Annotated in this window: 16 protein-coding genes; 10 read left to right on the forward strand and 6 right to left on the reverse strand. The window is 71.9% G+C overall.

Annotation, left to right across the window (positions count from 1 at the left end; genetic code table 11):
- The first annotated feature begins 6 nt into the window (after window positions 1-6).
- The 4 genes from ACZ6C6_RS10295 to glgB all read left to right on the forward strand — a co-directional run bounded on the left by ACZ6C6_RS10295 (window position 7) and on the right by glgB (window position 7842).
- Entirely contained in the window at window positions 7-2040 is a 2034-nt protein-coding gene (locus ACZ6C6_RS10295) for an alpha-1,4-glucan--maltose-1-phosphate maltosyltransferase (protein WP_469201140.1), read from the forward strand.
- Complete coding sequence (gene treS, locus ACZ6C6_RS10300) at window positions 2037-3743, forward strand: maltose alpha-D-glucosyltransferase (RefSeq protein WP_469201142.1); 1707 nt, start codon at window positions 2037-2039, stop codon at window positions 3741-3743. The genes ACZ6C6_RS10295 and treS overlap by 4 nt, the downstream gene beginning before the upstream one ends.
- 228 nt (window positions 3744-3971) lie before the next feature.
- Complete coding sequence (locus ACZ6C6_RS10305; RefSeq protein ID WP_469201144.1) at window positions 3972-5366, forward strand: maltokinase N-terminal cap-like domain-containing protein; 1395 nt, start codon at window positions 3972-3974, stop codon at window positions 5364-5366.
- Window positions 5367-5433: 67 nt separating this feature from the next.
- Window positions 5434-7842 (forward strand): 1,4-alpha-glucan branching enzyme, encoded by a 2409-nt coding sequence (gene glgB / locus ACZ6C6_RS10310; RefSeq protein WP_469201146.1) that lies wholly within the window; start codon window positions 5434-5436, stop codon window positions 7840-7842.
- A gap of 57 nt (window positions 7843-7899) precedes the next feature.
- On the opposite strand, the gene trxA is transcribed toward glgB, so the two are convergent.
- Genes trxA through ACZ6C6_RS10325 form a run of 3 tightly spaced genes read right to left on the reverse strand, consistent with a single transcriptional unit; the run spans window position 7900 to window position 10056 of the window.
- Window positions 7900-8232, reverse strand: a complete 333-nt coding sequence (trxA, locus tag ACZ6C6_RS10315; RefSeq protein WP_469201148.1) for a thioredoxin — start codon at window positions 8230-8232, stop codon at window positions 7900-7902.
- A gap of 3 nt (window positions 8233-8235) precedes the next feature.
- Complete coding sequence (locus ACZ6C6_RS10320; protein ID WP_469201151.1) at window positions 8236-8640, reverse strand: MerR family transcriptional regulator; 405 nt, start codon at window positions 8638-8640, stop codon at window positions 8236-8238.
- 42 nt (window positions 8641-8682) lie between these two features.
- Window positions 8683-10056 (reverse strand): cation:dicarboxylate symporter family transporter, encoded by a 1374-nt coding sequence (locus ACZ6C6_RS10325; protein WP_469201831.1) that lies wholly within the window; start codon window positions 10054-10056, stop codon window positions 8683-8685.
- Between the two features lie 136 nt (window positions 10057-10192).
- Between ACZ6C6_RS10325 and ACZ6C6_RS10330 the strand changes: the two genes are divergently transcribed.
- The 3 genes from ACZ6C6_RS10330 to ACZ6C6_RS10340 all read left to right on the forward strand — a co-directional run bounded on the left by ACZ6C6_RS10330 (window position 10193) and on the right by ACZ6C6_RS10340 (window position 13287).
- On the forward strand, window positions 10193-11812 hold the full coding sequence (locus ACZ6C6_RS10330) for a sensor histidine kinase (protein WP_469201153.1): 1620 nt from the start codon (window positions 10193-10195) through the stop codon (window positions 11810-11812).
- A complete protein-coding gene (locus ACZ6C6_RS10335; protein ID WP_469201155.1) occupies window positions 11809-12483 on the forward strand; it encodes a response regulator in 675 nt (224 codons plus the stop codon). Before ACZ6C6_RS10330 ends, ACZ6C6_RS10335 begins: the two co-directional genes overlap by 4 nt.
- Before the next feature lie 174 nt (window positions 12484-12657).
- Entirely contained in the window at window positions 12658-13287 is a 630-nt protein-coding gene (locus ACZ6C6_RS10340; RefSeq protein WP_469201157.1) for a helix-turn-helix domain-containing protein, read from the forward strand.
- A gap of 12 nt (window positions 13288-13299) precedes the next feature.
- On the opposite strand, the gene ACZ6C6_RS10345 is transcribed toward ACZ6C6_RS10340, so the two are convergent.
- Window positions 13300-14325: an ATP-dependent 6-phosphofructokinase gene (locus ACZ6C6_RS10345; protein WP_265541004.1), complete on the reverse strand. Its 1026-nt coding sequence runs from the start codon at window positions 14323-14325 to the stop codon at window positions 13300-13302.
- 263 nt (window positions 14326-14588) lie between these two features.
- Here ACZ6C6_RS10345 and pta point away from each other — a divergent pair, with 263 nt between their 5' ends.
- The 3 genes from pta (at window position 14589) to pyk (ending at window position 19407) form a co-directional block, all read left to right on the forward strand.
- Window positions 14589-16661 (forward strand): phosphate acetyltransferase, encoded by a 2073-nt coding sequence (pta, locus tag ACZ6C6_RS10350; protein ID WP_469201159.1) that lies wholly within the window; start codon window positions 14589-14591, stop codon window positions 16659-16661.
- 5 nt (window positions 16662-16666) lie between these two features.
- The gene (locus tag ACZ6C6_RS10355; protein WP_469201160.1) at window positions 16667-17908 is read left to right on the forward strand and encodes an acetate kinase; all 1242 of its coding nucleotides are present in this window, start codon (window positions 16667-16669) and stop codon (window positions 17906-17908) included.
- A gap of 74 nt (window positions 17909-17982) precedes the next feature.
- Entirely contained in the window at window positions 17983-19407 is a 1425-nt protein-coding gene (gene pyk, locus ACZ6C6_RS10360) for a pyruvate kinase (RefSeq protein WP_469201161.1), read from the forward strand.
- Window positions 19408-19476: 69 nt separating this feature from the next.
- Here the strand turns inward: pyk and ACZ6C6_RS10365 are convergent, their stop codons facing one another.
- The gene (locus tag ACZ6C6_RS10365) at window positions 19477-20241 is read right to left on the reverse strand and encodes a hypothetical protein (protein WP_469201163.1); all 765 of its coding nucleotides are present in this window, start codon (window positions 20239-20241) and stop codon (window positions 19477-19479) included.
- Window positions 20225-21172, reverse strand: coding sequence for a hypothetical protein (locus tag ACZ6C6_RS10370; protein WP_469201833.1), 948 nt, complete (start codon window positions 21170-21172; stop codon window positions 20225-20227). The genes ACZ6C6_RS10365 and ACZ6C6_RS10370 overlap by 17 nt, the downstream gene beginning before the upstream one ends.
- Window positions 21173-21193: the final 21 nt, after the last annotated feature.

Below are 21193 nucleotides of genomic sequence, written 5' to 3' on the forward strand. Positions count from 1 at the left end.
GATTCCATGATCGGTCGCATTCCCGTTCTCGACGTCCATCCGCTCGTCGACTGCGGCAGAAGGCCCGCCAAGGCCGTTGCCGGTGAGACCTTCCAGGTCACCGCGACCGTCTTCCGCGAGGGCCATGACGCGGTGGCCGCCAATGTGGTGCTGCGCAGCCCGAGCGGGCGCCCGGGCCCCTGGACGCCGATGCGCGAGCTGGCGCCGGGCACCGACCGCTGGGGCGCCGAGGTCGCCCCGGACTCCGAGGGCCGCTGGACGTACACGGTCGAGGCGTGGAGCGACCCGGTCGCCACCTGGCGCCACGCCGCGGGGATCAAGATCCCGGCGGGCATCGACACCGCACTGGTCCTCGCCGAGGGCGCCGAGCTGTACGAGCGCGCCGCCGAGGGCGTCCCGAAGCGCGACGGCCGGGAGGCGGTGCTCGCGGCGGTGGACGCGCTGCGCGACGAGTCCCGGCCGGCCGAGGCGCGCCTCGCGGCGGCCCTGGCGCCGGAGGCCCGGGCTGCGCTGGACCGCCACCCGCTGCGCGAGCTGGTCACCGCCTCCCGCCCGCACCCGCTGGTGGTCGAGCGGCGGCGCGCGCTGTACGGCTCCTGGTACGAGATGTTCCCGCGCTCCGAGGGCGCCAGGTACGAGACCCCGAAGCCGCGCAAGGGCCGGGGCGCCAAGGCCGCCGAGCCGCAGCCGGCCCGGCTCGTCAGCGGCACCTTCCGGACGGCGGCCGAGCGGCTTCCGGCGATCGCCGCGATGGGCTTCGACGTGGTCTACCTGCCGCCCATCCACCCCATCGGCACGACGCACCGCAAGGGCCCGAACAACTCGCTGGCCCCCGCCCCGCACGACGTGGGTGTGCCCTGGGCGATCGGTTCGGCGGAGGGCGGGCACGACGCGGTCCATCCGGACCTGGGCACGCTGGAGGACTTCGGCCATTTCGTGGAGACGGCCCGCAACCTGCGTCTCGAAGTGGCCCTGGATTTCGCCCTTCAGTGCTCGCCGGACCATCCATGGGTGGAGAAGCACCCCGAGTGGTTCCAGCACCGGGCCGACGGTTCGATCGCGTACGCGGAGAATCCGCCGAAGAAATACCAGGACATCTACCCGATCGCCTTCGACAAGGATCTTCCGGGCATCGTCGCGGAGAGCGTGCGCATCCTGCGGTTCTGGATGGACCGGGGTGTACGGATCTTCCGCGTCGACAATCCGCACACCAAGCCGGTGATCTTCTGGGAGAAGGTCATCGCGGAGATCAACCGCACCGATCCCGATGTGATCTTCCTGGCCGAGGCATTCACCCGGCCGGCGATGATGCGCACCCTCGGCGCCATCGGGTTCCAGCAGTCGTACACGTATTTCACCTGGCGGAACACCCGTCAGGAAATCACCGACTACGTGACCGAACTGGCCGGTGAGACCGCCGCGTTCATGCGGCCGAATTTCTTCGTGAACACCCCCGACATCCTTCCGGGATACCTTCAGGAGGGCGGCAGGCCCGCCTTCGAGGCCAGGGCGGTGCTCGCGGCGACCCTTTCCCCCTCCTGGGGGGTGTACGCGGGGTACGAGCTGTGCGAGAACACCCCGGTCCATCACGGCAGTGAGGAGTACCTCGACTCGGAGAAATACGAGATCCGGCCCAGGGACTGGGAAGCCGCAGAGCGTGAGGGCCGTTCGCTCGCCCCGCTCATCACCTCGCTCAACCGGATCAGGCGCCGCCACCCGGCCCTGCAGCAACTGCGTGACGTGCACTTCCACGCGTCGGACAACGACGCGGTGATCGCGTACAGCAAGCGTTCCGGTTCGAACATCCTTCTGGTGGTCGTCAACCTCGACCCGCACCACACCCAGGAGGCGACCGTCTCGTTGGACATGCCGCAACTCGGCCTCGACCGGCACGAGAGCGTGCCGGTGCGCGACGAGCTCACCGGCACTTCCTATCACTGGGGCAGGACGTTCTATGTGCGCCTTGAGCCGGGCGTGACGCCCGCGCACATCGCCGTCCTGCGACCGTCCCCGCCGACCGGAGGGTCACCCACACCATGATCGTCAATGAGCCCGTCCACGACACGTTCGAGGACACCCCGGCCAGGGACCGCGATCCCGACTGGTTCAAGCGTGCCGTCTTCTACGAGGTGCTCGTCCGGTCCTTCCAGGACTCCAACGGCGACGGCATCGGAGACCTGAAGGGGCTCACCGCCAAGCTCGACTACCTCCAGTGGCTGGGGGTCGACTGCCTCTGGCTGCCGCCCTTCTTCAAGTCACCGCTGCGCGACGGCGGTTACGACGTCTCCGACTACACGGCCGTGCTGCCGGAGTTCGGCGACCTCGCCGACTTCGTGGAGTTCGTGGACGCCGCGCACCAGCGCGGCATGCGCGTGATCATCGACTTCGTCATGAACCACACGAGCGACCAGCACGAGTGGTTCCAGCAGTCCCGGACCGACCCCGACGGGCCGTACGGCGACTACTACGTCTGGGCCGACGACGACAAGCAGTTCCAGGACGCCCGGATCATCTTCGTGGACACGGAGTCGTCCAACTGGACCTTCGACCCGGTGCGCAAGCAGTACTACTGGCACCGGTTCTTCTCGCACCAGCCCGATCTCAACTACGAGAACCCGGCGGTGCAGGAGGAGATCATCTCCGCACTCCGCTTCTGGCTGGACCTGGGCATCGACGGCTTCCGGGTCGACGCGGTGCCCTACCTCTACCAGCGCGAGGGCACCAACTGCGAGAACCTGCCGGAGACCCACAACTTCCTCAAGCGGGTCCGCAAGGAGATCGACGCCAACTACCCGGACACCGTCCTGCTCGCCGAGGCCAACCAGTGGCCCGAGGACGTCGTGGACTACTTCGGGGACTACGGGTCCGGCGGGGACGAGTGCCACATGGCGTTCCACTTCCCCGTGATGCCGCGCATCTTCATGGCCGTACGGCGCGAGAGCCGCTACCCGGTCTCCGAAATCCTGGCGAAGACCCCGGCGATCCCGGACAACTGCCAGTGGGGCATCTTCCTGCGCAACCACGACGAACTGACGCTCGAAATGGTGACGGACGAAGAGCGCGACTACATGTACGCGGAGTACGCCAAGGACCCGCGGATGCGGGCCAACATCGGCATCCGCCGCCGGCTGGCGCCGCTGCTGGACAACGACCGCAACCAGATCGAGCTGTTCACCGCCCTGCTGCTCTCGCTGCCGGGCTCCCCGATCCTCTACTACGGGGACGAGATCGGGATGGGCGACAACATCTGGCTGGGCGACCGGGACGCCGTACGCACCCCGATGCAGTGGACGCCGGACCGCAACGCCGGGTTCTCCTCCAGCGATCCGGGGCGGCTCTACCTCCCCACGATCATGGACCCGGTCTACGGCTACCAGGTCACCAACGTCGAGGCGTCGATGGCCTCCCCGTCCTCGCTGCTGCACTGGACCCGGCGGATGATCGAGATCCGCAAGCAGAACCCCGCGTTCGGCCTCGGCACCTACAACGAACTGCCGTCCTCGAACCCGGCCGTGCTCGCCTTCACCCGTGAGCACGGGGACGACCTCGTGCTGTGCGTCCACAACTTCTCCCGGTTCGCACAGCCGACGGAGCTCGACCTCAGGTCCTTCAACGGGCGTCATCCGGTGGAGCTGATCGGCGGGGTGCGCTTCCCCGCCATCGGTCAGTGGCCCTACCTGCTGACTCTCGCGGGACACGGCTTCTACTGGTTCCGGCTGCGCAAGGACGCGCCGCCGAGCTGACGCGCGAAGGCCGCGTGCGGGGCGGTTACCGCCGCCTCGCACGGGGCACCCGCACCCATACCGGGTGGTTCAGGAAGCTTCCTGGATCCTCCTGGCGTTTCTATCCCCTCATGTCGAGTCCGTACGGATCATCCTGACCCGACACGTCCCGCACAGCCGGACAGCCAATGCCGCAATCCGGGACACTCTTCGCATCCTGTGGTGTGCCCGGGGAAAGGACGCGATGCCATGTCGGAGGCTGCATCCGCTCAGGTCACCCTGGCGAACAGCACAGCCCTGATCCCGTCTCTCGGACCGCTGCTCCACGAATGGCTGCCCCGGCAGCGGTGGTTCGCGGGCAAGGGACGGCCCATCACCGCCTTCTCGCTCGTCTCGGCCACCGAAATACTGCCGGTGGACGGCGGCGACGGAGCCACCCCCGGGCTCCTGCACCTGCTGGTGCGGGTCCACCAGCCCACGATGCCCGCCCAGCCGCCCGTGGACTGCTACCAGTTGCTCCTCGGCGTCCGCTCCGCGCTGCCCCAGCACCTCGCCCCCGCCGCCATCGGCCGGGTGCCCGACGGTCCGCTGGCCGGGCTCGCGGTCTACGACGGGCTGCACGACGCGCGCCTCGCCTCGCTGCTGCTGGAACGATTGCGCACCCCCGGCCGGCTCGGCGCGGTCCGCTTCGACCGGGGCGCGGAGCCGATCCCGGAGGACCTGCCGCCCCGGGTCCTCGACACCGAGCAGTCCAACTCCTCGCTGGTGTACGGCAACGCGTACATCCTGAAGATCTTCCGCCGGGTCTTCCCGGGCACCAACCCCGACCTGGAACTGCCGCTCGCGCTCGCCCGCGAGGGGTGCGGGCGGGTGCCGGCCCCGGTCGCCTGGTTCGAGGCGGCGACGCCGGAACGGCTGACGCTCGGGGTGCTCCAGCCCTTCCTGCGCGGCGCCCAGGACGGCTGGCAACTCGCCCTGCGCGCCCTCGCCACCGGGCACGACTTCCTGGCCGAGGCGAGGGCGCTGGGCCGGGCCACCGCCGAGGTGCACACCGCCCTCGCCGCCGCCCTGCCCACCCCGGTGCTCCGCCGCTCCCAGACCGACGAACTGGCCGCCGCCATGGTCGAGCGCCTGGAGGCCGCCGCCCACGCGGTCCCGGAGCTGGTCCCGTACGTCCCCGGGCTGCGCACCGCGTTCGACGCGGTCGCCGCACTCGGGCACCGGGGGCGCAGCTGGGCCGCCCAGCGAGTGCACGGCGACCTCCACCTCGGCCAGACGCTGCGCCGCGCCGACGGTTTCTGGTCGCTGATCGACTTCGAGGGGGAGCCGGCCCGGCCGCTCCCGGAGCGCCGCAGCCCGCAGCCCCCGGTGCGCGATGTGGCCGGGATGCTGCGCTCCTTCGACTACGCGGCCCGCTCGCACCGGCCCTGGAAGCCCGAGTGGGCCGCCCGCTGCCGGGACGCCTACTGCGACGGCTACGCCGAGGCGGCGGGCACCGACCCGCGCGCCGAGCCGGAGCTGCTGCGCGCCCACGAGACCGACAAGGCGGTGTACGAGGTGCTGTACGAGGCCCGGCACCGGCCCGACTGGCTTCCGGTCCCGATGGCCGCGATCCACCGCCTGGCCTCGGTCTCCGCCGGCTGAGGATGCCCCCTCCCCCGTACCGCCCCGTCCGTACCGTCCCGCCAACACCTCCGAGGAGGCTGTCCCTGTGACCGCCCGCAAGCCGTCCCGCAAGTCCGCGCCCGCCGTCTCCGCCGCGCCCGCCGCCGAGCTCCCGCTCGCCGAGGAACCCATCGCCGCCACCCTCTCCTCACCGCAGGCCACGCCGCCCGCGAAGAAGCGGGCCCCGAAGAAGACCCCCGCGACGGGGGCCGCCGCCCCGGCCAAGCGCGCGAAGAAGCCCGCGGCCCCGCCGCGCCCCCGCAGCGCCGGAAGTCAGGAACTGCGCCCGGCCGCCCCGCTGCACGACGCCGACCGGGGCCGGCTGCTGGCCGGCGAGCACCACGCCCCGCACGACCTGCTCGGTGCGCACCAGGTGGACGACGGGGTGGAGATCCGGGTGCTGCGCCCGTTCGCCCAGTCCGTCACCGTGCTCGCGAAGGGGCTGCGGGCGCCCCTGCACAGCGACGGGGACGGGCTGTTCTCCGGGGTGCTGCCGCTGCCCTCGGTGCCGGAGTACCGGCTGCTGGTGGCGTACGAGGACAACGAGATCGAGGTCCACGACCCGTACCGCTTCCTGCCCGCGCTCGGGGAGCTGGATCTGCACCTGATCCGGGAGGGGCGGCACGAGGAGCTGTGGACCGCGCTCGGGGCGCGGCCGATGGAGCACCAGGGGGTCGCCGGGACGCGGTTCACGGTGTGGGCGCCGAACGCCCGGGGCGTGCGGGTGTGCGGTGACTTCAACTACTGGGACGGCACGGGCCACCCGATGCGGTCGCTGGGCTCGTCCGGGGTGTGGGAGCTGTTCCTGCCGGGGACCGGGGAGGGGGCGCTGTACAAGTTCGACATCTGCCGCCCCGACGGTTCGCACACGATGCGCTCGGACCCGATGGCCCGGCACACCGAGGTGCCGCCCGCCACCGCCTCGGTGGTGACGGCCGCGCACCACGAGTGGCAGGACCAGGAGTGGATGGCGAACCGCGGGAACGTGCCGGTGCACGAGGCGCCGTTCTCGGTGTACGAGGTGCACCTGCCGTCCTGGCGGCCCGGTCTCTCGTACCGGCAGCTGGCGGAGCAGCTGCCCGCGTACGTCAAGGAGCTGGGCTTCACGCACGTCGAGCTGATGCCGGTGTCGGAGCACCCCTTCGGCGGCTCCTGGGGCTACCAGGTCACCGGGTTCTACGCGCCGACCTCCCGGATGGGCTCGCCGGACGACTTCCGCTTCCTGGTGGACGCGCTGCACCGGGCCGGGATCGGCGTGATCATGGACTGGGTGCCGGCGCACTTCCCGCGCGACGACTGGGCCCTCGCGGAGTTCGACGGCCGGCCGCTGTACGAGCACGAGGACCCGAGGCGGGCCGCGCACCCGGACTGGGGGACGCTGGAGTTCGACTACGGGCGCACCGAGGTCCGCAACTTCCTGGTCGCCAACGCCACGTACTGGTGCGAGCAGTTCCACATCGACGGGCTGCGGGTGGACGCGGTCGCCTCGATGCTCTACCTCGACTACTCGCGCGAGGACGGCCAGTGGTCGCCCAACGAGTTCGGCGGGCGGGAGAACCTGGACGCGGTCGCCTTCCTCCAGGAGATGAACGCCACGGTCTACCGGCGCAATCCGGGCGTGGTCACCATCGCCGAGGAGTCGACGGCCTGGGACGGCGTGACCCGGGCCACCGACCACGGCGGGCTCGGCTTCGGGCTGAAGTGGAACATGGGCTGGATGCACGACTCGCTGGTGTACGTCTCCAAGGAGCCGGTGCACCGCAAGTACCACCACAACGAGATGACGTTCTCGATGGTATACGCGTACAGCGAGAACTACGTGCTGCCGATCTCGCACGACGAGGTGGTGCACGGCAAGCAGGCGCTGGTCTCCAAGATGCCCGGCGACTGGTGGCAGCAGCGCGCCAACCACCGCGCCTACCTGGGCTTCATGTGGGCCCATCCGGGCAAGCAACTGCTGTTCATGGGCCAGGAGTTCGCGCAGGGCGCGGAGTGGTCGGAAGGCCACGGCCCGGACTGGTGGCTGCTGGACCCGTCGTACGAGGCGGCCGGCGACCACCGCGGGGTGCGGGACCTGGTGGGCGACCTCAACCGGGTGTACGGGGCGACGCCCGCGCTCTGGCAGCGCGACACCCGTCCGGAGGGCTTCGCCTGGGTGGACGGGGGCGCCGCGGAGGACAACGTGTTCGCCTTCCTGCGCCACGACGCGAAGGGCGCGCCGCTGCTGGCGGTCTCCAACTTCTCGCCGGTGGTCCGGCACGACTACCGGCTCGGGGTGCCGGAGGGCCCCCGGCTGTGGGCGGAGGTCCTGAACACGGACGCGGCCCGGTACGGGGGCGGCGGGGTGGTCAACGAGGAGCCGCTGAAGCCGGAGGACGTGCCGTCGCACGGCAGGCCGTCGAGCGTGTCGCTGACGCTGCCGCCGCTGGCGACGGTGTGGTTCAAGCCGGCGTGACGCGGTGACGCGGCGAGGGGGGCGGGGCCGCGGTGGCCCCGCCCCCCCTCGGGCGGTTCAGAGCACGTCCTCCAGCTCCTGGAGGAGCCGCCGCTTGGGGCGGGCGCCGACCATGGACTTCACCGGTTCGCCGTTCCGGAACACCATCAGGGTGGGCATCGAGAGGACGCCGTACCGGGTGCTGGTCCCCGGGTTGCGGTCGACGTCGATCTGGACGACGCGGAGCCGTTCGCGCTCCTCCTCGGCGATGGCGCCCAGGACCGGGGCGAGCTGGCGGCAGGGGCCGCACCAGTCGGCGGTGAACTCCACCAGGACGGGCCGGGTCTCCCCCAGCACCTCGGCGTCGAAGGTCTCGTCGGTGAGCTCGTCGACGCCCGTTACGTGGATCATCTGTCATCCTCCCAGTTCGCAGCGTGGTTCGGGGCCGCCGGGCAGTTCGGCGGACGCCTCCAGCTCGGCGCGGGCCAGCTGGGTGCCCACCTCCGTGCGGACGGCCTGCAGCTGCTCGATGAGCCGGTCGAGCTCGCCGAGCTTGCGCCGGTAGACGGCGAGCGAGGCGGGGCAGGCGTCCCCGGCGGGGTGCCCGGCGCGCAGGCACTCCACGAAGGGCCGGGTCTCCTCCAGGTCGAACCCGAAGTCCTGGAGGGTCCGGATCTGCCGGATCAGCCTGAGGTCGCTCTCGTCGTACGTGCGGTAGCCGTTCCCCGCGCGCCGCGCGGGCAGCAGCCCGCGCGACTCGTAGTAGCGCAGCGTCCGCGTCGTCGTCCCGGCCCGTTCGGCCAGCTCCCCGATTCGCATACCGCGACCGTAATCCTTGACGCCGACGTCAAGGCAAGGGCGTCAGACCTTGCTGAGCGAGGGCCGGTCCTCGCCGCCGTCGCGGGCCTCGGGGACGTACGGCTCGGCCGGGCCCTCGTCGCTGAGCATCTTCTCGTCGAAGGGGATCGCGCCGGAGAGGACCTGGCCGACCCGCTCGCGGTCGATCTCCTTGGTCCAGGTGCCGACGAGGACGGTGGCGACCGCGTTGCCCGCGAAGTTGGTCAGGGCGCGGGCCTCGCTCATGAAGCGGTCGATGCCGACGATCAGGCCGACGCCGTCGACCAGCTCGGGGCGGTGCGACTGGAGGCCGCCGGCGAGGGTGGCGAGGCCGGCGCCGGTGACGCCCGCCGCGCCCTTGGAGGCGATGACCATGAAGACCAGCAGGGAGATCTGCTCGCCGATGCTCAGCGGGTCGCCCGTCGCGTTGGCGATGAACAGCGAGGCCATCGTGAGGTAGATCGCGGTGCCGTCCAGGTTGAAGGAGTAGCCGGTCGGGACGGTGATGCCGACGACGGGCTTGCTGACGCCCAGGTGCTCCATCTTCGCGATCAGCCGGGGCAGCGCCGACTCCGAGGAGGAGGTGGACAGGATCAGCAGGAACTCGCGGCTGAGGTACCCCAGCAGCTTGAAGATGTTGAGACCCGCGACCAGGCGCAGGATCGCGCCGAGCACCACGAAGACGAAGAGCGCGCAGGTGACGTAGAAGCCGATCATGATGACCGCGAGGGACTTCAGGGCGTCCACTCCGGTCTCGCCGACCACCGCGGCCATCGCGCCGAACGCGCCGACGGGCGCCGCCCACATGATCATGGCGAGGATGCGGAAGACGAGGCGCTGGATGTGTCCGATGCCGCGCAGCACCGGCTCCCCGGCCGAGCCCAGGGCCTGGAGGGCGAAGCCCGCGAGCAGGGCGATCAGCAGGGTCTGGAGGACCTCGCCCTCGGTGAAGGCGGAGACCAGCGTCGTCGGGATGATGCCGAGCAGGAAGTCCGTGGTGGACTCGCCGGCCCCCTCGGCCTGCTTCTCACCGGCGGCCCGGACCGCTTCGGTGATGTGGAGCCCGGAGCCGGGTTCCAGGATGTTGCCGACGATCAGGCCGATGGCCAGGGCGACCGTGGACATGACCAGGAAGTAGCCGAGGGCGAGGCCGCCGACGGCGCCGACCTTGGCGGCCTTGCGGACCGAGCCGACGCCCAGGACGATCGTGCAGAAGATGATCGGCGAGATCATCATCTTGATGAGGTTCACGAACCCGGTGCCGATGGGCTTGAGCTCGACGGCGGCGTCGGGGGCGACGAAGCCCACGAGGATGCCGAGGCCCACGGCCACGATCACGGCGAGATACAGATACTTCGTACGGTCCGGCTTGCTGCGTTCCGCTTCGGCGGCGTTCACTGCCACGGGGGTCTCCTCGGGTCGTCGTCGTCCCACCCCCGTGCCGGGGGTCCCGGCGACTATCCCGCCCGCTGTGACGGCGGTCACCCTTACGGTCATTTCGTTCATACGTTTTCGGCCAGGCACACTGATGGGCATGCGTTTCCCCCGTACCCGACCGCGCAGCCTGGCCGGCCAGCTGTTCGCGTGGCAGGTGGTGCTGGTGGCGGCCGTGGTGGCGGGGTGCGCGTTCTTCGCGTACGCCTCCGGGCGCGGCCAGGCCGAGGAGACGGCGGCGCGGCAGGCGCGGGCGGTGGCCCTCTCGGTGGCCGGATCGCCGTCCGTCCGGGAGGCGATCCGCAGCGACGACCCGTCCGCCGCGCTCCAGCCGTACGCGGAGCGGGTGCGGAAGGACACCGGGATCGCCTTCGTCACGATCATGAGCCCGGACCGGGTCCGCTGGACGCACCCGGACGCCGGCCGCATCGGGGAGACCTTCCTCGGGCACACCGCGCGGGCGCTGCGCGGGGAGACCTTCTCGGAGACGTACACCGGCACGCTCGGGCCCTCGATCCGGGTCGTCACCCCGGTCCGCGACGGCGACCGGATCACCGGCCTGGTCAGCGCGGGCATCACGGTGGACCGGGTCTCCTCGCAGGTGCGGGCGCAGCTGGGCGCCCTGGCGCTGGCGGCCGGCGCGGCCCTGGTGCTCGGCGGGCTCGGCACGTACGTGATCAACGCGAGGCTGCGGCGGCACACGCACGGGATGAACGCGGCGGAGCTGAGCCGGATGCACGACTACCACGAGGCGACCCTGCACGCGGTGCGCGAGGGGCTGCTGATGCTGGACGGGCAGCGCCGGATCGCCCTGGTCAACGACGCGGGCCGGGAACTGCTCGGCCTGGCCCCGGGCGCCGTCGGCCGCCGGGTCGCCGACCTCGATCTGCCGGCCCCATTGACCGGGGCGCTGCTCGCCTCCGAGGAACGGGTGGACGAGGTGCACCTGACGGCGGACCGGGTCATCGTCGTCAACACCCGTCCGGTGGTCGGCGGCGAGCGGCGCGGGACCGTGGTGACCCTGCGCGACCACACCGAGCTCCAGGCGCTGTCCGGGGAGCTGGACTCGGAACGCGGTTTCACGCGGGCCCTGCGCTCCCAGGCGCACGAGGCGGCGAACCGGCTGCACACCGTGGTCTCGCTGATCGAGCTGGGCCGGGCGGACGAGGCGGTGGGCTTCGCCACGGCCGAACTCGAGCTCGCCCAGGCGCTCACCGACCGGGTGGTGGGCGCGGTCGCCGAACCGGTGCTCGCGGCCCTGCTCCTGGGCAAGGCGGCCCAGGCGAACGAGCGGGGCGTGGAGCTGGTGCTCGCGGAGGACAGTCTGATAGACGACGGCGCCCTGCCCGCGTCGCTCGCCGCCCGCGACCTGGTGACCGTCCTCGGCAACCTGATCGACAACGCGGTGGACGCGGTGACCCAGGAGGCGGCCGTGCCCGGCCGGCGCGGCCGGGTCACGGTCACCGCGCTCGCCGACGGGGGCGAACTGCTGCTGCGGGTCGCGGACAACGGGGCCGGGGTCGACCCGGCGGACGCGGCCGCGGTCTTCCGGGCCGGCTGGTCGACGCACGGCGCGGGGCGCGGCCTCGGCCTGGCCCTGGTCCGGCAGGCGGCGCACCGGGGCGGCGGGACGGTGGCGCTGGAGCGGGGGCCCGACGGGGGCGCGGAGTTCACCGTACGGCTGCCGCTGGCGGTCGGGGCGAAGGAGGGCGTCGCATGATCCGGGTCCTGGTCGTGGAGGACGACCCCGTGGCGGCGGACGCGCATCAGCTGTACGTGGGCAGGGTGCCGGGCTTCGCCGTGGCCGCCGTGGCGCACTCGCGCGCCGAGGCCGTGCGCGCGCTGGAGCGCACCCCGGTCGACCTGCTGCTCCTCGACCTCTATCTGCCCGACGGGCACGGGCTCCAGCTGCTGCGTTCGCTGCGGGCGGCGGGGCACTCGGCGGACGTGATCGCGGTGACCTCGGCCCGTGACCTGGGCGTGGTCCGGGAGGGGGTCTCGCTGGGCGTCGTGCAGTACGTGCTGAAGCCGTTCACCTTCGCCACGCTGCGGGACCGGCTCGTGCGGTACGCGGAGTTCCGGGCGGCGGCCGGTGAGGCGAGCGGGCAGGACGAGGTGGACCGGGCGCTCGCCGCGCTGCGGACCCCGGAGCCGGCCCGGCTCCCCAAGGGGCTGAGCGGCCCGACCCTGGAGTCGGTGACCGGGGCGCTGCGGGCGGCCCCGGACGGTCTGACGGCCGCGGCGGCGGGTCTGGAGCTGGGCATCTCGCGGATCACGGCGCGCCGCTACCTGGAGCACCTGGTGACGGCGGGGCGGGCGGTGCGCAGTCCGCAGTACGGGCAGGTGGGGCGGCCGGAGCTGCACTACCGGTGGCGGCCGGAGGGACGCTGATCCAGGGCGACCGGTCCCGCTGTGCGGCTTTTGTACCTAGGACCTTCCTATGAGGTGTGTTCTCGGGTGAACACACCGTAGTCAGCGGGGCCCCCGGCTCCTTACGGTGTCCTCGTGCACCCCTCTCCGCCTTTCAACGCCCCCGCCGCGCGAAGACTCCGCGAGGCCCTGGGTATGGTTCCCGGCCATGTCGCCTACGGCCTCGGCGCTCAGTACGGACTACGGATCACCGCCGAGACGGTGGCCGCCTGGGAGCGCGGGCTCGCGCTCCCCACGGAGTACGAACTCACCGCACTGGCCGGGGTGCTGTGGTGCGCCCCGGGCGAGCTGCTGACGGCCGCGCGCAGTCTGCGCGAGCACCGGGTCGCCCGGGAGCTGTCGCCGGACGAGCTGGCCGCCCGGGTGGGGATGGCCGCCTCCGCGTATCTGCGGATGGAGGAGTCGGGGCGCTGGCGGGGCAATGAGCGCCAGTCCGCCGCGCTGAGCGAGGCGCTGGGCCTGACGCCTGCGGATTTCGTGACGGCGACGGGGCGCGAGGAGGAGCTGGCGGACCTGCTGCGCAGCGCGGTGACGACGCGGTGGCAGGCGTACACCCGGCCGGTGGCCAAGGTGGCGCCGCTGGACCGGCCCCGGGTCCAGGAGGCCCTGGAGCGGCTGCACGGCGACTACCAGGCGCTGATGGTCTCCACGCTGAGCTGGAGCAGCGCGGGCACGGACCGGCCGGGCAGCACCGGCGAGGAGGGCCGGACCTTCCTCGCCGGGATCGTGCCCCGCTTCTGGGCGGCGGCCGGCCCTCCGGCGTGACCCGTCACGGGCTCAGAAGACCGACTCGGCCTCGTGCATCCGGTCCAGCGGGACCGTCTTGAGCTGGGTGACGGCCTCGGCGAGCGGGACCATCACGATGTCGTTGCCGCGCAGCGCGGTCATCCGGCCGAAGTCGCCCCGGTGCGCGGCCTCCACCGCGTGCCAGCCGAAGCGGGTGGCGAGGACGCGGTCGTAGGCGGTCGGTGTGCCGCCGCGCTGGACGTGGCCGAGGATGACCGGGCGGGCCTCCTTGCCGAGCCGCTTCTCCAGCTCGACGGCCAGCCGGTTGCCGATGCCCTGGAACCGCTCGTGCCCGAACTGGTCGATCTCGCCCTTGGCGTACGGCATGGAGCCCTCGGCCGGGTGCGCGCCCTCGGCGACGCAGATGACGGCGAACTTCTTGCCGCGCGCGAAGCGTTCCTCGACCATCTTGACCAGGTCGTCCACCTCGAACTTGCGCTCGGGAAGGCAGATGCCGTGGGCGCCGCCGGCCATGCCGGACTCCAGCGCGATCCAGCCCGCGTGGCGGCCCATCACCTCGACCACCATCACGCGCTGGTGGGACTCGGCGGTGGTCTTCAGGCGGTCTATGGCCTCCGTCGCGACGCCCACGGCGGTGTCGAAGCCGAACGTGCGGTCGGTGGAGGAGATGTCGTTGTCGATGGTCTTCGGGACGCCGACGACGGGCATCCCGGCGTCCGCGAGCATCCGGGCGGCGGTGAGCGTGCCCTCGCCGCCGATCGGGATCAGCGCGTCCATGCCGTAGCGGCGGCTCAGCTCGGCGCAGTTCTCGGCGGCCTCGCGCAGCCGGGCGCGCTCCAGGCGGGCCGAGCCGAGGATGGTGCCGCCGCGGGCGAGGATGCCGCTGACCGCGTTCAGGTCGAGGGGCCGGAAGTGGCCGTCGAGCAGGCCCTTGAAGCCGTCCTCGAAGCCGATGACCTCGTCGCCGTGGCCGACGACGGCGCGGTGGACGACCGAACGGATCACTGCGTTCAGGCCGGGGCAGTCGCCGCCTGCGGTGAGAACTCCGATGCGCATCCTGCTGTATCTCCTGCTCGCTGGGCCCGTCCGTTGGCATCCGGAACGGGGGCTTGTTCCGCCTCCCCCGTACCGTGAGTCACGACGAGTGTCCCACGCCGGGTGCGCGGCTCGCGCTCCCGGCTGCTCCGGGGCGGCCTGCGGACGCCTTCGCGGGGCAGTCGTCCGGCGGGCGGCCCCTCCGCCCCCACGGGTATCGTCAAACGGGCGATTACCACTCGAACCGGGCACCATACCGGACCAGAGACGACGGGAGAGCACGCGTGACGCGCAGCGTGTACGTGACCGGGATCGACCGGGGAGACGGCCGCCAGGTCGTGGACCTGGGCGTCATGGAGCTGCTGACCCGCCAGGTGGACCGGGTCGGGGTGTTCCGCCCCCTGGTGCACGACGACCCCGACCGGCTGTTCGAGTTGCTGCGGGCCCGCTACCGGCTCTCCCAGGACCCCGGCACCGTCTACGGGATGGACTACCACGAGGCGTCGGCGATCCAGGCCGAACAGGGCACCGACGAACTCGTCTCCCGGCTGGTCGAGCGCTTCCACCGGGTGGCCGTCGACTACGAGGTGGTCCTCGTCCTCGGCACCGACTTCGCCGCGACCCAGCTCCCGGACGAGCTGGCGCTCAACGCCCGGCTGGCCAACGAGTTCGGCGCCTCGGTGATCGCGGTGGTCGGCGGCAAGGACCAGAACGCGGAGTCGGTGCGCGCCGAGACCCGCAACGCGTACCGGGCGTACTCGGGCCTGGGCTGCGACGTGCTCGCGATGATCGTGAACCGGGTGGCCCCCGCCGACCGGGACGTCGTCGCGGAACGCCTCACCGCGACCCTGCCGGTCCCCTGCTCGGTGCTGCCGGACGAGCCGGCCCTCTCGGCGCCGACGGTCGCCCAGATCACCGCGGCCCTGGACGGCACGGTGCTGCTCGGCGACGACTCCGGGCTCGCCCGGGACGCGCTGGACTTCGTCTTCGGCGGGGCGATGCTCCCGAATCTGCTGAAGGCGCTGACCCCGGGCTGCATGGTGGTGACGCCCGGGGACCGCGCGGACCTGGTGGTCGGCTCGCTCGCCGCGCACAGCGCCGGGACGCCGCCGATCGCCGGGGTGCTGCTGACCCTGGACGAGCGGCCGGGCGAGGAGATACTCACGCTGGCCGCGCGGCTCGCACCGGGCACCCCGGTCGTCTCGGTGGCCGGCGGCTCCTTCCCCACCGCCGCGGAGCTCTTCGCCCTGGAGGGCAGGCTCAACGCGGCGACCCCGCGCAAGGCGGAGACCGCGCTCGGCCTCTTCGAGCGCCATGTCGACACCGCCGCCCTCCTCGACCGGGTCTCGGTCGCCCGCAGCGGCCGGGTCACGCCGATGATGTTCGAGCACGAGCTGCTGGAGCAGGCGCGCGCGGACCGGCGCCGGGTGGTGCTGCCGGAGGGCACCGAGGAACGCGTGCTGCGCGCGGCCGATGTGCTGATGCGCCGGGACGTCTGCGACCTCACGCTGCTCGGCGACCCGGACGTCATCCGCAAGAAGGCCGCCGACCTCGGCATCGACCTGGCCGGGACCCAGCTCATCGACCCGCAGGCCTCGGAGCTGCGCCAGTCGTTCGCCGAGCGGTACGCACAGCTGCGGGCGCACCGCGGGGTGACGGTCGAGCTGGCGTACGACGTGGTCTCGGACGTCAACTACTTCGGCACCCTGATGGTGCAGGAGGGCCTGGCCGACGGGATGGTCTCCGGGGCGGTGCACTCCACGGCGGCGACGATCCGGCCCGCCTTCGAGATCATCAAGACGAAGCCCGATGCCTCCATCGTGTCCTCGGTCTTCTTCATGTGCCTCGCCGACAGGGTGCTGGTGTACGGCGACTGCGCGGTCAACCCGGACCCGGACGCCGAGCAGCTCGCGGACATCGCGGTGCAGTCCGCCGCCACGGCCGCCCGCTTCGGCGTCGACCCCCGGATCGCGATGCTGTCGTACTCGACCGGGACCTCGGGCACCGGCGCCGACGTCGACAAGGTGCGCGAGGCGACGGACCGGGTGCGCGGGAGCCGCCCGGACCTGAGGATCGAGGGCCCCATCCAGTACGACGCGGCGGTCGAGCCGAGCGTGGCCGCGACCAAGCTGCCGGAGTCGGAGGTGGCCGGGCGCGCGACGGTCCTGATCTTCCCGGACCTCAACACCGGCAACAACACCTACAAGGCCGTGCAGCGCTCGGCGGGCGCGGTGGCGGTCGGCCCGGTCCTCCAGGGGCTGCGCAAGCCGGTCAACGACCTGTCCCGGGGCGCGCTCGTGCAGGACATCGTGAATACCGTGGCCATCACGGCGATCCAGGCCCAGGGCGAGGAGTGACCCGCATGACCACCCCGAACACCGAAGACGCGGCGGCGAGCCGGAAGCCGGGCCGGGTGCTCGTGCTCAACTCCGGCTCGTCGTCCGTGAAGTACCAGCTGCTCGACATGGCCGACCGCTCCCGGCTGGCGTCCGGTCTGGTCGAGCGGATCGGCGAGGAGACCTCCCGGCTCGTCCACACCCCGCTGGCCGGGGGCGGCGGGCCCCGGGAGCGCGAGGGCCGGATCGCCGACCACGACGAGGCGCTGAAGGCGGCGGCCGAGGAGCTGGCCGCCGACGGGCTCGGCCTGGACTCCCCCGAGCTGGCGGCGATCGGGCACCGGGTGGTGCACGGCGGGCTCCGGTTCACCGAGCCGACCGTGATCACCGACGAGGTCCTGAAGGAGATCGAGCGCCTGGTCCCCGTGGCGCCGCTGCACAACCCGGCCAACATCACGGGCATCCGCACCGCCCAGGCGCTGCGCCCGGACCTGCCGCAGGTGGCGGTGTTCGACACGGCGTTCCACACGACGATGCCGGAGTACGCGGCGCGGTACGCGATCGACGTGGAGACGGCCGACGCCCACCGCATCCGCCGCTACGGCTTCCACGGCACCTCGCACGCGTACGTCTCCCGCAAGGCGGCCGAGCTGCTGGGCAAGGAGCCGGCGGACGTCAACGTCATCGTGCTGCACCTGGGCAACGGGGCGTCCGCGTCGGCGGTCGCGGGCGGGCGGTGCGTGGAGACGTCGATGGGGCTGACCCCCTTGGAGGGGCTGGTGATGGGTACCCGGTCCGGGGACATCGATCCGGCCGTCACCTTCCATCTGAAGCGGGTGGCGGGGATGTCGGCGGACGAGATCGACGTCCTGCTCAACAAGAAGAGCGGCCTGGTGGGGCTGTGCGGTGACAACGACATGCGGGAGATCCGGCGCCGGGTGGACGAGGGCGACGAGCGTGCCGCGCTCGCCTTCGACATCTACGTCCACCGGCTGAAGAAGTACATCGGCGCCTATTCGGCGGTCCTCGGCCGGGTGGACGCCGTGGTCTTCACGGCGGGGGTGGGCGAGAACTCCGCCCCGGTACGGGAGGCTGCCATCGCCGGTCTGGAGGAGCTGGGCCTCGCGGTGGACGCGGATCTCAACGCCGTACGGTCCGGCGTGCCGCGGCTGATCTCGCCGGATTACGCACGGGTGGCGGTCGCCGTGGTGCCGACCGACGAGGAACTGGAGATCGCCACCCAGACCTTCGCACTGGTCGACAACTGAGCGGGCCCCCGCCCTTTTGTATCTTCCACCAGCCGGAATATTCCGCAGCGAAACAAACCGATAGGATCCGCCTCATGCGCCGTTCCAAAATCGTCTGCACCCTCGGCCCCGCCGTCGACTCCCACGAGCAGCTCGTCGCTCTGATCGAGGCCGGCATGAGCGTGGCCCGTTTCAACTTCAGTCACGGCTCCCACGCGGAACACCAGGGTCGTTACGACCGGGTCCGCAAGGCCGCCGCCGAGACCGGGCGGGCGGTCGGCGTGCTCGCCGACCTCCAGGGCCCGAAGATCCGCCTGGCGAAGTTCGCCGAGGGTCCGGTCGAGCTGGTCCGCGGGGACGAGTTCGTCATCACCGCCGAGGACGTCCCCGGGGACAAGTCGATCTGCGGCACGACCTACAAGGGTCTGCCCGGTGACGTCGCCAAGGGCGACCCGATCCTGATCAACGACGGCAACGTCGAGCTCAAGGTCGTCTCCGTGGAAGGCCCCCGGGTCCACACCATCGTCATCGAGGGCGGGGTGATCTCCGACCACAAGGGGATCAACCTGCCGGGTGCCGCGGTCAACGTCCCGGCCCTGTCCGAGAAGGACGTCGAGGACCTGCGCTTCGCGCTCCGCATGGGCGCCGACCTGGTCGCGCTCTCCTTCGTCCGGGACGCCAACGACATCAAGGACGTCCACAAGGTGATGGACGAGGAGGGCCGCCGGGTCCCCGTCATCGCCAAGGTGGAGAAGCCGCAGGCCGTCGAGCACATGGAGGGCATCGTCATGGCGTTCGACGGTGTGATGGTCGCCCGCGGCGACCTCGCCGTCGAATATCCGCTGGAGAAGGTCCCGATGGTGCAGAAGCGCCTGGTGGAGCTGTGCCGGCGCAACGCCAAGCCGGTGGTCGTGGCGACCCAGATGATGGAGTCGATGATCACCAACTCCCGCCCGACCCGCGCCGAGGCGTCCGACGTCGCCAACGCGATCCTGGACGGCGCGGACGCGGTCATGCTCTCCGCGGAGTCCTCGGTCGGCGCCTACCCGATCGAGACCGTCAAGACCATGTCGAAGATCGTGGTCGCCGCCGAGGAGGAGCTGCTCTCCAAGGGCCTCCAGCCGCTGGTGCCGGGCAAGAAGCCCCGTACCCAGGGCGGTTCGGTGGCCCGCGCGGCCTGCGAGATCGCGGACTTCCTGGGCGGCGAGGCGCTGGTCGCCTTCACCAAGTCCGGTGACACCGCCCGCCGGCTGTCCCGCTACCGCGCCGCCCAGCCGATCCTGGCCTTCACCACGGACGAGGCCACCCGCAATCAGCTGGCCCTCAGCTGGGGCGTCGAGGCGCACGTCGTCCCGCACGTGGACAACACGGACGCGATGGTGGACCTGGTCGACTCGGAGCTGCTGAAGCTCGGCCGCTACAACGAGGGCGACACGATGGTCATCACGGCCGGCTCGCCCCCCGGTGTGCCCGGCACCACCAACATGGTCCGCGTCCACCACGTGGGCGGCCAGGGCTGACCTGCCCGTCGTGGGCGGTGCCCCCGGTCCCGGAACGCTCCGGGGCCGGGGGCACCGCCGCATCCGGGCTCAGACCGGCGGCAGCAGATCGCTCGCGCTGACGGTGTGGCCCAGCGCGGGGTACGCGAAGTCCGTCTCGTCGTTCTCGCGGCGCCGCAGCCGGTAGAACGCCCGCGCCTGCTCCTCGTCCGCGAGCGTGAGCGGGACGCCCTGCGGGAGGTACGGGACCCCCTCGCGGAAGCGGAGGATGGTCTTCGACGTCCGGAACGTGAGGCCCAGCCACTCGTTGTCCCCGGACCTGCCCGCCGGGTCCGCGAGGATCCGGTGCCTCAGGCGCCGGTTGGCCGCCACGGAGAAGGCGACCACGCCGTTGTGGACGAGCGGGATCTCCAGCGTCCCGGCGTCCGGCCGCTCCTTCGACTCGAAGACCAGCTTCCGTCGCGGGTCCGCCTCCGGGTCCCGGTAGCAGGAGAAGACCGCGATGTACGCGTCGTCGGCCAGGTCGAGCGCCTGGTCGCAGTGGCGGCCCATCGTCGTGTACGCGCTCGTGTAGCGCTCGGCCAGCGCGTTGTCGAAGGCGGCCGGGAGCCCCGCGCGCTCGCGCACCTCCCGGGCCAGCCGTTCGTGCACGCCCCGGAAGCGCAGCGCGGGACGCGCGTACCGCGTGGTCGTCCGGACGAGCGGCACGCCGCCCGCCGCGTCCGGCCTGGTGAGCACGGCGCCCTTCCGGCCCTTTCCGGCGTCCTCCATGGGCGTCGCCGCGCAGAGCTCCGCGAAGAGGCCCTCCTCCGCGGGCAGCGAGCACCGGACGATGTCCTCAGAGCCGGGGAGCACGGTAGTCCCCCGCGTTCATGCTGAAGCGGAACCGGTCGCCGTACTCGATGAACGAGGTGGACCGGTTCTCCTCGGCGTACAGCCCGCGCAGCTCCGCCATGCCCGCCTCGGTGGGCTGCTCCAGCTCCACCGGTCCCTCGGCGCCCTTGAGGTACGTACGCCCGTCGCGGTGCACGGCCTCGGTGCCCGAACAGCGCACCACGTATCCCAGCCGGGTCGGCAGATGCTCGGCGTTCAGCGTGGAGGGCCGGACCTCGTGCGTGTACAGGCGGTTGGTGGACAGCGGCATGAAGAAGACGGACCCGGGATGGAGCGTCAGCGTGAACTGCGCGGGCCGGTCGTCGCGTTCGGCGGCCGGGTCCTTGAGCCGGAAGCGCAGCCGGGTCAGCGCGCTGGCGCGCCCCACGCCGTAGTCACAGGGGTCGTCGGCCATGGGGCTCAGCCCGTCGAGCCCGTCGTAGAAGGTGCAGAAGGCCATGATGCCGTTGCGGGGCATGTCCTTGGTCTTGTCGGCGTGCGACGAGATCCGGGCCTTGGTCTGCTTCCGCTCCGTGGTGGCGCGGGTGTTGTGGTACGTCTGCGCCAGCACATGGTTCAGCGGCGCGTGGTCCCGGAAGAGCGTGGCCGCCTCCCGGTTCAGCGCGTCGACGATCTCCGTGTCGGTCGCGCGGAAGTTCTCGGTCGGCCCCGAGAGGTTCGTGGAGCACCGGAGCAGCCGGAAGTGCAGCGCGTCCCCCTCGCGGGTGACGGGCGTGAGGTAGATCCCGGTGCGGTGCGCCGTACCGGCCTTGGTGGACTCCGTCAGCGACTGGAACGCGTGCTCGGCGCGGATGCGCCCGAAGTGATCCTCCCCCGGATCGAAGAACCGGGGCCGGTAGACCCCGACGCCCCCGGCCTCGGTCCAGGCTTCCCCCGGCTGTGTCGCGTACAACGAACTCACGTGTCCCCCGCA

The sequence above is a fragment of the Streptomyces sp. NPDC041814 genome, from assembly GCF_055590565.1.